The sequence below is a fragment of the Chryseobacterium sp. Tr-659 genome (genome assembly GCF_011752975.1).
Lineage (GTDB): Bacteria > Bacteroidota > Bacteroidia > Flavobacteriales > Weeksellaceae > Chryseobacterium.
This window is the reverse complement of record NZ_VWWP01000006.1, coordinates 59,377-73,723: the sequence shown is the minus strand read 5'-3', so window position 1 is coordinate 73,723 and position 14,347 is coordinate 59,377. Positions and strand designations below refer to the sequence as shown.

Annotated in this window: 9 protein-coding genes; 4 read left to right on the top strand and 5 right to left on the bottom strand. The window is 38.5% G+C overall.

Going from position 1 to position 14,347, the window contains the following annotated elements; genetic code table 11:
* Positions 1–5 precede the first annotated feature (5 nt).
* From F3J23_RS13945 to F3J23_RS13930, 4 genes are all read left to right on the top strand, one after another.
* Positions 6–1,034 (top strand): methionine ABC transporter ATP-binding protein, encoded by a 1,029-nt coding sequence (locus tag F3J23_RS13945; RefSeq protein WP_167030083.1) that lies wholly within the window; start codon positions 6–8, stop codon positions 1,032–1,034.
* Positions 1,027–1,683, top strand: a complete 657-nt coding sequence (gene metI / locus F3J23_RS13940; RefSeq protein ID WP_167030080.1) for a methionine ABC transporter permease MetI — start codon at positions 1,027–1,029, stop codon at positions 1,681–1,683. The genes F3J23_RS13945 and metI overlap by 8 nt, the downstream gene beginning before the upstream one ends.
* A gap of 160 nt (positions 1,684–1,843) precedes the next feature.
* Positions 1,844–2,653, top strand: coding sequence for a methionine ABC transporter substrate-binding lipoprotein MetQ (metQ, locus tag F3J23_RS13935; protein ID WP_167030077.1), 810 nt, complete (start codon positions 1,844–1,846; stop codon positions 2,651–2,653).
* A 254-nt stretch (positions 2,654–2,907) separates the two neighbouring features.
* Positions 2,908–5,172 (top strand): glycoside hydrolase family 3 C-terminal domain-containing protein, encoded by a 2,265-nt coding sequence (locus tag F3J23_RS13930; protein ID WP_167030074.1) that lies wholly within the window; start codon positions 2,908–2,910, stop codon positions 5,170–5,172.
* Between the two features lie 247 nt (positions 5,173–5,419).
* On the opposite strand, the gene F3J23_RS13925 is transcribed toward F3J23_RS13930, so the two are convergent.
* The 5 genes from F3J23_RS13925 to F3J23_RS13905 form a co-directional block, all read right to left on the bottom strand.
* Entirely contained in the window at positions 5,420–7,597 is a 2,178-nt protein-coding gene (locus F3J23_RS13925) for an outer membrane beta-barrel protein (protein ID WP_167030071.1), read from the bottom strand.
* Positions 7,598–7,992: 395 nt separating this feature from the next.
* Positions 7,993–8,544: a DUF2652 domain-containing protein gene (locus tag F3J23_RS13920; protein WP_167030068.1), complete on the bottom strand. Its 552-nt coding sequence runs from the start codon at positions 8,542–8,544 to the stop codon at positions 7,993–7,995.
* Positions 8,545–8,603: 59 nt separating this feature from the next.
* Positions 8,604–10,016 (bottom strand): efflux transporter outer membrane subunit, encoded by a 1,413-nt coding sequence (locus F3J23_RS13915; RefSeq protein ID WP_167030032.1) that lies wholly within the window; start codon positions 10,014–10,016, stop codon positions 8,604–8,606.
* A 17-nt stretch (positions 10,017–10,033) separates the two neighbouring features.
* Positions 10,034–13,174 carry an efflux RND transporter permease subunit gene (locus F3J23_RS13910; protein ID WP_167030029.1) on the bottom strand — a complete coding sequence of 1,047 codons (3,141 nt, stop codon included), beginning with the start codon at positions 13,172–13,174 and terminating at the stop codon, positions 10,034–10,036.
* Positions 13,175–13,183: 9 nt separating this feature from the next.
* A complete protein-coding gene (locus F3J23_RS13905) occupies positions 13,184–14,329 on the bottom strand; it encodes an efflux RND transporter periplasmic adaptor subunit (RefSeq protein WP_167030026.1) in 1,146 nt (381 codons plus the stop codon).
* Positions 14,330–14,347 lie beyond the last annotated feature (18 nt).

The window sequence follows — 14,347 nt, the reverse complement described above, 5'->3', positions numbered from 1 at the left end:
TCAGAATGATAGAAATCAGAAATATATCAAAAACATTTCACCAGAAAAAACAGTCTTTTAAAGCCCTGGATAAGGTGAGCCTCAATATAGAAAAAGGAGATATCGTAGGGATAATCGGATTTTCCGGTGCGGGAAAAAGTACTTTGATACGTACTGTAAACCTGCTGGAAAGACCGGATGAAGGCCAGATCATTATTAATGGTAAGGATTTTACAAAATTAAACTCCAAACAGCTGGCAGAAGAGCGTAAAAAAATTGGAATGATCTTCCAGCATTTTAACCTTCTTTCCTCAAGAACCGTTTTTGACAATGTAGCACTTCCTTTGGAGCTGGACCATACCAGTAAGGACGAAATCAACAGAAAGGTTAATGAACTTTTGAAAATCGTAGGATTGGAAGATAAAGCTAACGATTACCCCAGAAGTCTTTCCGGAGGCCAAAAACAAAGGGTTGCCATTGCAAGAGCCCTGGCCAATGATCCTCATCTTCTTTTGTGTGATGAAGCCACAAGTGCACTTGATCCTGCAACAACACAATCCATCTTACAGCTTTTAAGAGACATCAACCAAAGACTGGGAATCACTATTCTTTTGATCACCCACGAAATGGAAGTTATTAAAGCGGTCTGTAACCATGTAGCGGTTATAGACAAAGGAAAATTATTAACAAAAGGAACTTTAAGCGAAATTATTTCGGATAAAGAACACCCGGTAATCCGGCAATTTATAAATTCAGACATCATGACCCTGCCTCAGGAACTCAGTAACAGACTGCAAAAGGAGCCTAAAGAAGGTTTATTCCCGCTGGTCGAAATAGAACTTAACGAAAACATCAGTGTTGAACAAATTCTTTCAACGCTTTATAGTCAGTATAAAATCCCTTATAAGCTTTTAAAAGCGGATGTTGAATATTTCGGAAATTCTAATTTCGGAAAATTGCTGTTGCAGCTTCAGGGAGAAGCGGAAGAAAACCAGCAGGCAATCTATTATTTTAACCAGAATAAAATTCAAAACACAGTAAAAGGATATGCTTAGTGATACGGTAATTGCCCTTTTGGCAAAAGGAACCTGGGAAACAATTTATATGACATTCATGTCCGGATTTTTTGGATTTGTCCTGGGACTTCCGGTAGGAATCATGCTTTTTTTAACAAGAAAGGGACAACTTCTTGAAAATACTTTTTACCACAGAGCTTTATCTATTTTGGTTAATATTTTCCGGGCAATTCCTTTCATTATCCTTATCGTATGGATGATTCCTTTTACCAGAATTTTAGCAGGAACTTCTATTGGTGTTAACGCGGCATTGGTTCCATTAAGTGTTGGAGCTGCACCATTTATCGCAAGATTGGTAGAAAACAGTCTTATTGAAGTTCCTCACGGACTGATAGAAACAGCAAGAGCATTGGGAGCTTCACCGTTACAGATTATAAGAAAGGTATTGCTTCCTGAAGCACTTCCTTCGTTGATTAATAATGCAACCATTACATTAATTACTCTGGTAGGATACTCTGCAATGGGAGGAGCTGTAGGTGCCGGAGGATTAGGTCAGGTTGGATACCAATATGGGTACATCGGTTATGATATTGTGATCATGAACACGGTATTGATCCTGCTTGTTCTGTTGGTATTTATGATCCAGTTTGCCGGAGACAGATTATCAAAAAGTTTTGACCACAGGTAGTTCGGATTGGAGATTCGGAGGGTTTGAGAGTTGCGAGTTTTGAAATTCGAAATAAAAAATGTAGAAATAAGTCCTTTTTAGCAATTTTACCTTTCTACACTTTTGCCTCTTACTCTCTCAGTTTTCTTTACCCTAACAACCCATTTAAATAAAAAATAGAATGAAAAAAATAAAGATTTTTGGTTTATTAGCTGCTGGAATATTACTGTTCAATGCATGTTCCGGAAGAAAAGATGATCCGAATTTTATCCGGGTAGGAATTACTTACGGACCTGAACAGGAAATTGCTGAAGTAGCGAAAAAAGTAGCAAAAGACAAATATAATCTGGAAGTGGAACTTATTCCTTTTAATGATTATGTTGTTCCTAATGAAGCACTAACCAACGGAGATATTGATGCCAATGCTTTTCAACATGTTCCTTATTTAACGGAACAGTCAAAGCAGAGAGGATACAATCTTGCCGTAGTTGGAAATACTTTTGTGTACCCTATAGTAGCTTACTCAAAAAAGATCAGCAGCATCAGCCAGCTGCAGAATGGAAGTACAGTTGTTATTCCCAATGACCCTACTAATGGGGGACGTTCTTTATTACTGCTGCAAAAAAGTGGTCTTTTGAAATTAAAAGATGGTGTTGGATTACTACCCAAAGTAACTGATATCACTGAAAACCCAAAAGATCTGAAGATTATGGAGATCGAAGGAGCACAAATTCCAAGGGTTCTGGATGACAGAGATGTTGTGGTAGGGATCATCAATAACAATTTTGCTGCTCAGGCCGGCTTAGATTCAGAAAAACAAGGTATTCTTATCGAAGATAAAGATTCTCCTTACGTGAATGTTGTCGTAGCGAGACAGGATAACAAAAACAGCCAGAAGGTTAAAAACTTTGTGAAAGCCTATCAATCTCCTGAAGTGGAAAAGAAAGCAAAAGAAATTTTCAAAGGAGGAGCCGTAAAGGGATGGGATTAATAAGTCAGAACGTTTGAGAGTTTGAGAGCTTAAAGAAACAGATAAACTGTTACAAATAAATGAATCTGCTTTTTAATCTATTAAACTTCCCAATTTTTCTTCATTTGACGAACTTCTATCATTAAAAATATGGATCAATCAGCTGTCTGCTAATAAGTGGGCAGTTTTTTTAGGTTTGAATTTTTATTTTCTCAATTTGAGATAATAAAGAAAATTTTCTTTACTTTTGTGTTTCAATCAAATAGAAAGGCATTATGTTAAAGAAAACTACCATTATAAGTTTATTCACCTTTATTTCTGTTTCATATATGGCTCAGAACAATTCTACTTTACCCGCTTATTTAGATGAATCAAAACCTGTAGAACAGCGTATTCAGGATGCTCTTTCCCGAATGACACTGGAAGAAAAGGTAGCTATGCTTCACGCACAGTCGAAATTCAGCTCACCGGGTGTTCCAAGATTGGGGATTCCTGAATTCTGGACAACAGACGGTCCTCACGGAGTTCGTCCTGAAGTAATGTGGGATGAATGGGATCAGGCCGGCTGGACCAATGACTCTATTATCGCCTATCCTGCCCTAACGGCTTTATCTGCAACATGGAACAAAAAAATGTCATGGAACTACGGTAAAGCATTAGGAGAAGAAGCCCGATACAGAAAAAAAGATATTCTTCTGGGACCTGGAGTCAATATCTACAGAACTCCATTAAACGGAAGAAATTTTGAATATATGGGGGAAGATCCTTATTTAACTTCAAAAATGGTAGTCCCATACATCAAAGGAGTACAATCTAACGGCGTAGCAACTTCTGTAAAGCATTTCGCATTGAACAATCAGGAAATGTTCCGCCATACCAGCAATGTAAATGTGGACGACAGAGCCCTTTATGAAATCTATCTTCCTCCTTTTAAAGCAGCGGTAACCGAAGGTGATTCCTGGACAATCATGGGAGCTTATGATATGTACAAAGGGCAGTATGCCAGCCAGAATCAGTATCTTTTAAATGATATTTTAAAGAAAGAATGGAATTATAAGGGTGTTGTGGTATCCGACTGGGGTGCTGTCAACAATACTGAACAGGCTATTCATAACGGACTGGATCTTGAATTCGGATCCTGGACCAACGGACTTTCTGCCGGAACCAAAAACGCTTACGATAATTATTATCTGGCCAAACCTTATCTTGACCTGATCAAAGCCGGAAAAGTAGGCACCACAGAACTGGACGATAAAGTAACAAGACTCCTGCGTCTTGCTTACAAAACAACCATGAACCGTAACAAACCTTTCGGAAATATTGCTTCCGAAGAGCATAAAGCTATAGCCAAAGAGATTGGAGAGGAAGGAATTGTTTTATTAAAAAACCAGGGAAATATTCTTCCTATTGACATCAATAAAGCAAAGAAAATAGCAGTGATTGGAGAAAATGCCATCAAAATAATGACTGTAGGCGGCGGCTCTTCTTCTTTAAAGGTAAAATATGAAACGCTTCCTTTAGACGGAATCAAAACCAGATTCGGAAAGCAGGCAGATGTACAGTATGCCCGTGGATATGTTGGAGATATTGGCGGAGAATACAACGGGGTAAAATCCGGACAGGATCTGAAAGACACCAGATCTGAAACGGAATTACTGAACGAAGCGGTAGAATTGGCTAAAAAATCCGATTATGTTATTTTCGTAGGCGGATTAAACAAGGCTGACTTCCAGGACAGTGAAGGGAATGACAGAAAAAGCTACGGACTTCCCTATAACCAGAATAATGTAATTGCTGCATTGGCAAAAGCCAATAAAAATCTGGCTGTAGTTTTAGTTTCCGGAAATGCTGTAGCCATGCCTTGGATCAAAGAAGTTCCAACCGTTTTACAGGCTTGGTATCTGGGTTCTGAAGCCGGAAATTCCATTGCTTCTATTCTAGCGGGTGACGCAAACCCGTCAGGGAAACTTCCGTTTACATTTCCTGTAAAACTTGAGGATAATTCAGCACATCTGCTTGGAGAATATCCGGGTCAGAAAGATGAATTGGCTGCCGGAAAAGGGAAAGATCAGAAAAATCCGATCAATATCACTTATAACGAAGGTATTTTTGTAGGATACCGCTGGCATGATACCAAAAATATAAAACCTCTTTTCAGTTTCGGGCACGGATTGAGTTACACCACTTTTGAATTTGGAAAAGCAAAGGCAGACCAAACCACAATCTCACAGGATGGCAAAATTACTTTCACTGTAACGGTTAAAAATACAGGTAAAAAAGCAGGCGCTGAAGTTGCCCAACTTTATATCAGTGATCTAAAATCATCTGTTCCACGTCCTGCCAAGGAATTAAAAGGCTTTGAAAAGGTATACTTAAATCCTGGAGAGGAAAAAGAAGTGGCATTTACCATTGATAAGTCTGCCTTAAGTTTCTTTGATGCCCAGAAACATGATTGGGTAGCTGAGCCTGGAGATTTTGAAGCTCAAATAGGAAATTCTTCCGATGCTATTAAAACAAAAGTGAAATTCACTTTGAAATAGACGGAAGGTTGAAGGATGGAAGATGGAAGAATGAAGCTGGAGGTTCCTATCATACTATCAATATTTTAAAACCATAGAACATAAAAACAGATTCCTGATTGGGGATCTGTTTTTGTTTGATAATAAGCTCACGCAGATTTTCCAGATACAGCAGATAATTAAGAAAGATCTGTATGATCAGCGAGAGAAATAAAAAGCAGATTCCTAATCAGGAACCTGCTATACATTTTATCTAACAAATCTTGAATTATTTTCCGCCACCACCGTTTTTCTCAACATCGGTTTTGGTATTTTCTTTTACTTTCTGGTTTCCGAAACGTTTTACAAAAGTAAGAGAAACCCCGTACCAGTCCCATTTTGAGTATTCTCTGAATGTTCCATCCGGTCCGTAGGTCGTATTATCACCATAAGGTCTTTTGAAAATATTCATGAGCTGCATACTCAGCTCCATTTGTGTTTTAGGGAAAATTTTAGTTACAGAGATATTGTGGAAGACATTCGTATTGTTGGCATATGAGTTTCCGTTGTTCTGATTGGCAATTTCCATCCAGGCACTTATATTAATATTCTTGTTGAACAGATTTGTATAAGATGCGTTCAGTGATCCACCCCAATAGCTGATATAGTCTTTAGCACCTAACTTATTCTTTTCATTAAAGTCTTTGTTGTTAATGTAGTACCAGCCAAATCCAACATTCACATTCAGTTTATTTTTCAGGAAATTCTGATTGGTATTGGCAAAAAGATAGTATTTCTCAACTTTTCCATCGAAATTCCCCGGCAAAGAAACAGTTCTTCCATTTTCCGTTACATAAGTTGTCCAATAATCCTGGTTCGTATGCATGTATCTTGCGGAGATAAAATACTTCTTCAGAATTCCGAATTTCAGATAAAGACGGTCGTTAGGGTTAGGATTCAAATACAGGTTTCCTCTGGAGTAGGTTCCGTTAATTTCCGGAACAAGAAAAGGATTGAACTCTGCATACCAAGGTCTCCAGATACTACGGTTGTAGGTAAGGCTTACATCATATTTATCTGAAAAGGTATATTTCAGCAATAAGTTCGGGAGGAAACTGCCATAAGAATCTCTTCTCTCAGTACCTGCAACATCTTGTCTTACTTTAAAATCAATATATTCATAACGAACTCCTATTCTTGTTTCCAGTTTTTTGAAAAACGTTTTGCTGTAGTTGGCATACAAAGAGCTTAGATTATCCTCATAATGGAATCTGTCTCCTCTGGAAAGATCATAAAATTCGGATCCTGGATCACTCATACTGGTACCATACAGACTGTTGGAAATAGAATGGTTATTGATTTCAGTTTTACCCCCTACTTCAATGGTTCCCCCTGTTTTTCCTATTGGCTGTGTATAATCTACTTTCAGGTAGTAATTACGCATCTGATTGTCACTGATTACCCCTAACTGCTGTGCTGCGTTCGTTCCCTGTTTATCAATCAGCTTATCAATTAAATTATCATTATTATCACCGGAATAATTGGTTCCTAAATTGATATCTAAGATTTTGTTTTTTTCTTTATCATAGTACTTGTAAAAAGCATTCGTTCCGAGATTACGGCTGAACCCCCACATATTTTGCATCTGTTGGTAAGAATCTCCGGGGACTCCGTTCAACGAAATCAATCCCTCAGATTCTGCAGTAGATAAATTTCTATTCTGTGAATACTCCAATACAAGTCCGATATTATTTTTGTCATCAATGGCGAATTCCGAAGTGGAAGAAAGAGAAGGACTCTCATTTCTCATGATATTTTCCAGGCTGAATTGAGTAAGCTTATTATTTTCATACCGGTTATCCCAGGTCTGGGTTTTCTGAACGTAATTTCCGCTATTGTAACTTCCTATAAAGGTCTGGGTAAATTTCTTCTTATGATAATTCAGGTTGAAATTTGTGTATTGTGAATTTTTTGTACTTTGTCTGTTATTTAATGAGATGCTTCCTTTCACTCCTTCATCATCCCTTTTCTTCAGTACAATATTGATAACGGATCCTGAGGTTTCGTAGCGTGATGACGGGCTGGTAATCACTTCAATTTTCAAAAGGTTATCTGCAGGTATTGTTTTAAGATATTCTTTCAGTTCTTTTCCTGTAAAAATTGATTTTCTGTCGTTAATATATACAGTAACCGTCTGTCCTTCTGCTTTTACCGCATCATTATTATCAATACTTACCAATGGAGTCATTCTTAGAACATCCCACGTTGTATTTCCGGCTAAAATAGCACTGTTCGCTACATTAAAAACGGTTCTGTCCACTTTAGACTCCACCGTTGGCTTTCTGGCAACAAGAGTAACTCCTTCTATTTCTTTGGCATTAGTCTTTACCGTGTCTTTCGCTGCCTGTGTCTGGGCTAAAGCTAAAGAACCTGTTAATATTGCTATTGGAAATAAAATTATTTTCATGTAAAATATAGTTTTTCTTATAAGACCACTATCTCTATAACTTTGTTACATCAAAAAGTAAAAAAAAATAAAATAAATACCTATCTGTCAGTCAAATACAGACAACACACTTAAACATAAAGCAGAAAATGATATAAAATTTTTAATAAAACAATACAATACAAATAAGCTCCATAATAAATATTCTTAAAAACACCTTTTATCTGTAATTTGAATTTTACTTAAAAAAATTTTAAAATATGTTATGAATGCATTATTTTTTTTAAAGGCGTTTTTTTACTAAACCACAAAAGACACAGAAGTATTTTAAAAAGTCTTATCAATAGAAAAAGCCCGGATCTCACCCGGGCCGCTAGCAATAGCAAATTTACAAGGAATTAAAATTAAAAAATATGCTAGTTTAAATTTTCAAAATAATGAATAACCCCTACTTCCGGCAGGTTTTGTTTATCATTGTTAAATTCAGATTCTTGATTTTTACTGCTCTCCAGAAAAGAATTACTGAACAACGCATATGAAGGCTGTTCTGCCATTCCGTTTTTCAAAAGCTGATGGGCTTCCACAATGGTTTTCCCGTATAACTTTCTGAAGTTTCCGATATTATATTGTGAAAATGACCCGTAATGAACAATAAATTTAAGAGACAGATCAATGGTAGTACTCAGACTCTTACTTAGCTCTTTTATTCTTTTATTGAAGGCACTTCTCATTTTCCAGAGCATTCTTGAGATACTTTGGTAAGAAGGATTTTCGTCATAGCGATAGAATAAAATAGCATCTCCTTCAATTTCAGAAATTTCAAAATACTGATCATTTACATCAATCAGTGTAGACAGCAGCTGTCTTACAATATATTCTCCGGTGTACAGTTTTGTATTGAACACAAATTCGGTAAATCCGCTGAAATCCGGAATAAGAATGATGCCATCTTGTATATTTGTCTTCATAATGATAATGGATTAAAAACCTGCTTCATCATCAAAGACGAAGCAGATTCAATTTTACTTTATTGCCATCCGCCGCCTACGGAACGGTAAAGAGCTGTAATAGCGTTCAGTCTTTGAGCTTTCAGAGAAGCCAGTTCCAGTTCTGCCTGCAGTTTATTGGTTTGAGCCAAAATCACTTCCACATAAGTTGCAGAATTGTACTTAAATAACAAATCTGCCTTCTTCACTGCTTCTCCTGATTTCACAGCCAGCCCCTCAGCAATTTTCTGCTGTTCTTCCAGTTTCTGGATCTGCACCAAAGCATCGGAAACTTCACCAACAGCTTTTAAGACAGATTGCTTAAAGTTGAGCTCCGCCTGATCAGCCAATACTTTAGATTGTTCATACTGTGTTTTCAGCTGTTTTCCATTCAGAATAGGCTGTGCAATTGCTCCGGCCGCCATCCCGAAAAGAGATCCCGGAACACTGAACCACTTACTGATCTGAAAAGCATTCACTCCGCCCTGTGCTGTAATATTCAAAGAAGGATACATATTAACTTTTGCAATATGGATGGCCACAGCACTTTTCCTTACTTCAAGCTCTGCTGTTTTAATATCCGGTCTGTAACTTAATAACTCTGAAGGAATTCCTGCACCTATCTGATCCGGCGATTCTACGTTATCCAAACTTGCATTTCTTTCAATGGCACCAGGCATGGAACCGGTTAACAAACTCAGCGCATTTTCCTGAGTAGCAACAGAACTTTCAATAGCCGGAATTGATTTCAGGATCTGATCTTTTACAATTTCCTGTTGTTGTACCGCTAAAGCAGTTGTTAAGCCCAGCTCCTGTTGTTTTATCAGAAATTTTAATGTATTATCTGCATAAATCAAATTGGATTTTGTTATTTCCAACTGAGTATCCAGCATCAGCAAATTATAATACCCCTGAACCACAGCAGTCACCAGCTGGGTTTTTACAGCCTTTGCAGCTTCCTGTGTTTTAAGATATTCAGCTAAAGCCTGTTCTTTCCTCCCTTTGATCTTTCCCCAGATGTCCGCTTCCCACGAAATATTAATGGAGGTTGTATAATCTTCCATATATCGTTTTCCCATGAACTGCCCGGCCATCATTCCATTCATACTGTTATCCGATGGGCGATTGATATTTGCATTGGCTGCAGCACTAATTACTGGAACATTTCCCCATTTGCTCTGATGATAAGCTAAAGAAGCAAACTCGATTTGTTTTAAAGCTGCCTGAAGATCATTATTCTGTACCATAGCTTTGTCTATAAGACTTACCAGAACAGGATCTTTGAAAAAATCCTTATAACTGATCTTAGCGATATTCTCCTGATGATCTGCAACAATACTGTCACTTCTGAAAGCTTCCGGCATTTTCACCTCAGGCTGTTCATATTTCTGGACCTTACACGAAATTGCAGTCCCGGAAATGAATGCGATATATGCTATATTTCTAATTTTCATTTTTAAAATCGTTTGAATTAATATTCCCAGTCAGCATCTGTTACTACTCTTCCATTGACTCTCTCATGCAAAGCCTGAAATACTACGAAAAGAACGGGAACCACAAAAATCCCTAAGATCGTTCCGAACAGCATTCCTGAAATAGCAGCATACCCGATGGAATGGTTACCCAACGCTGACGGACCTACTACAAATATTAATGGTATCAGTCCTGTAATAAAGGCCAGGGAGGTCATCAAAATAGGACGTAAACGTGCCTTGGCACCTTCCACAGCAGAAGCAATAAGACTCTTTCCTGCCCTGCGTCTCTGAATGGCAAATTCCACGATCAGAATACCGTTTTTCGCTAATAAACCAATCAGCATTACCAAAGCAATCTGCACATAGATATTATTGGAAAGATCCGCAAATGTGATTCCTACAAACACCCCCGACAAACCTACCGGTATAGCAATCAGCACGGCCAATGGAAGGATATAACTTTCATATTGTGCTGATAAAAGAAAGAATACGAACACGATACACAATCCAAAGATCATCACTGATTGAGAACTGGAACCCGCTTCTTCACGGCTCATCCCTTTATAATCATACGTATATCCCGGAGGAAGTACCTGCTTGCTTACCTCTTCAATTGCTGCCATAGCCTGACCTGTACTGTATCCCGGAGCTGCCATTACGGTTAAATTAGATGAATTAAATAAATTGAAACGATCTACCACTTCAGCACCTGTTACCTGCTTCAGGGTTACCAACGTGTTGACAGGAACCATTTGCCCTAAATTATTTTTAACGAAAATACCGTTCAGTGATTCTTTATCCTGTCTTGTCTCCGGAGTGGATTGCACCAATACTCTGTAATATTTTCCGAACCTATTAAAATCCGAAGCCTGAATACTTCCGTAATAGCCCTGCATTACTCCCAGCACATCTGAAACATTCACTCCAAGCTGCGCAGACTTCACTTCATCAACAAGTACTTCAAACTGAGGATATGTAACATCAAATGTTGTAAATGCTACCGCAACTTCCGGCCTCTGCATCAAAGCCCCCATCATTCCGTAGGAAATATTCCCCAGATTCTGAAGATCTCCGTTAGTACGGTCCTGAAGCACCAGTTCCATTCCGCTCGTGTTTCCGAAACCATCTACCGTTGGAGTATTGATCACAAGAAAATTAGCTCTTTTGTCCTGAGAAAGCATTCCCTGGGTTTGTCCTATGATGTCATTGATGTTGTTAACAGGTCCTCTTTCTCCTCCTTTTTTTAATTTAACGAAAATAGAAGCTGCAGAAGATGACATAGAGCCGCTGAACAGGTTTAATCCGTCCACCGAAATTACTTTGTCCACAGCAGGATTTTTCATCAGAAGATCTTCCGTGTCTGACACTACTTTAGATGTTCTGTCTTTTGACGCCCCCGGAGCCAGATTAGCTGTTACAATAATAAAACTCTGATCTTCATCCGGAATAAATCCTTTGGGTGTTGTCATAGACATCCATGCGAACAACCCTCCAAACGCCACAATCATAGCGAAAGCAATCCACTTTCTTTTCAAAAGGAATAGCACTGCTTTTCCATAGCGGAAAGTCAGTTTATTAAAGCTGGCATTAAATCCGGCAAAGAAACGGTCTTTGAAATTCATTTTTTCATGAGCTCCCGGATGATGATGCTTTAAAAATAAAGCACATAATGCAGGGCTCAAAGTCAGTGCATTTATAGCTGAAATCACAATGGCAATTGCCAGCGTTAAAGCAAACTGCTGATAAAATAATCCTGTGGAACCACTCATAAATGCTACAGGAACAAAAACCGCAGACATGATTAAAGTAATAGAAACAATTGCTCCTGTAATCTCGCTCATTGCTGACATGGTTGCTGCTCTCGGATTTAATTTTTTATGCTCCATCTTAGCATGTACAGCTTCCACTACTACAATTGCGTCATCTACAACGATACCAATAGCCAGTACGAGGGCAAATAAGGTCAGGATATTGATCGAAAATCCGAAAACCTTCATAAAGAAGAATGTTCCCACAATAGAAACCGGAACTGCAATAGCCGGAATCAATGTAGAACGGAAGTCCTGAAGAAAGATATACACGACAATGAATACCAGAATAAATGCTTCTATCAGTGTATGAATCACCTGTTCTATCGACTGGTCCAACGCTTCTTTTGTTGCATACGGAATTTCATAATCCATACCTGCCGGGAAAGATTTTTCGAGTTCTTTCATTCTTTCCTGAAGGGCAATCTGCACTTCATTGGCATTGGAGCCTGCCATCTGGAAAATCGCCATTGTTACGGAAGCCTTCTTATTAAAATTAGAAGATACGGTATAGCTGTAAGCTCCGAATTCTACTTTGGCAATATCTTTCAGTTTTAAAACGGAACCATCATTCAAAGCTTTAATGGTAATATTTTCATATTGTTCCGGTTCCGTGAATTTCCCTTTGTACCGAAGAACATATTCCATCACCTCCTTACTTCTCTCCCCAAATCTTCCGGGTGCTGCTTCCAGGTTTTGCGTCTGGATGGCACGGGATACATCTGCAGGAGTAAGGTTATATGAGGTCAGTTTATTCGGATCAAGCCAGATACGCATGGAATAGTCTTTATTTCCGTATACCATTGCATCACCTACTCCTTTTACTCTTTTCAGTTCCGGTACAATATTGATTTTTGCATAATTTTCAAGGAAAAGATCACTCATTGAGCCGTCTTTACTGGTAAGGGAAACCATGGCAATCATACTGTTCTGTCTTTTTACCGTAGTAATTCCTGCCTGAATTACTTCTGCAGGAAGCTGATTGGTTACCTGTGCCACTCTGTTCTGAACATTAATTGCAGCCTGATCAGGATCTGTTCCCAGCTTAAAGATAACCGTAATGCTTAATGTTCCGTCGTTACTGGCCGTAGAGGTAATATAATCCATATTTTCTACGCCATTGATTGCATTTTCCAGTGGTGGAGCTACAGATCTTGCAATAGTTTCAGCATTGGCTCCCGGATAAGCAGCCGTTACCATAACGGTAGGCGGTGCAATGTCCGGAAATTTGGTAATCGGAAGACTCACCATACCAACAATTCCAAGAATAACAAGCAATACGGAGATAACCGTTGCCAGTACGGGTCTTTTTATAATTTTCTTTAACATGATTTCTTTTTAGGATTTTTTCTGTTGAGCATTTTTCTTTTGTGCCACTACAGGAGTCCCCGGCTGCAATCTGTCGAAACCACTGGCAATATATTCATCACCTGCTTTAAGACCTTTGGAAACAATGAAATTATCACCTGCTTTACCGGCAACTTCAATGGGAAGCATGGCTGCTTTTCCGGCCTGAATGGTAAACACAAAAACCTTATCCTGAATGGTTCTGGTTGAAGCAATAGGAAGTAAAACAACATTGCTGTACAACTGATCCATTACTACTTTTCCGGTATTTCCGCTTCTCAAAATATTCTTTGGGTTATCGAATTTTGCTCTTAATGTAATAGAACCTGTGGTTTTGTTAAACTGTCCTTCCACCGCATCAATTCTTCCAGTTTCCGCATATTTTTCTCCACCGGAAAGCAAAAGAGAAACCGCCGGTGTATTTTTGATCACCTCATCAATACTGCTCCCGATATACTGTTTCTGGAAATTATTAAAATCATTTTCACTCAGGCTGAAATAAGTGTATACCTGATGAATATCTGATAACAACGTGATCGGCTCCTGATTACCAGGGGTCATCAGACTTCCCAAACGGTAATTGAACCTTCCGATAAATCCGCTTACAGGAGCTTTAATCGTTGAGAAATTAAGGTTGATCTTAGCAGATTCAATAGCAGATGCCGACTGGCTTACAGCACCTCTTGCCGCGTTATAAGCTGCTTCCGCTTCTTTGACCTGTATTTCTGAAACCATTTTATTTCTAAACAGCTCTTTTTTCCTTTCAAGATCAATTTTAGAGGTTGAAAGATTAGCCTGAGCAGTGATTAAAGCAGCCTGAGCACTTTTCAACTGCTCACGGAATACCTGATCTTCAATTTTGAACAAAACCTGTCCCGCTCTTACAAAATCACCTTCATCCACAAAAATTTTGCTTAAATATCCTGTTACCTGAGGTCTGATCTCCACATTGGAAACCCCTTCTACCGATGCTGCATATTCTCTGGAAACAGATGCGTCTCCCTGCTTCACTGCTGCTACAGGAAGTTCCGGCGCCTGTTGTTGATACGACTGGTTTTGATTATTTTTCCTACATCCCGCTAAAACGATTAACGAGAGGAAAAGTATGGTTGATTTCTGAATAAAAAATCTTTGCATAACAATACTCCTTTTAAA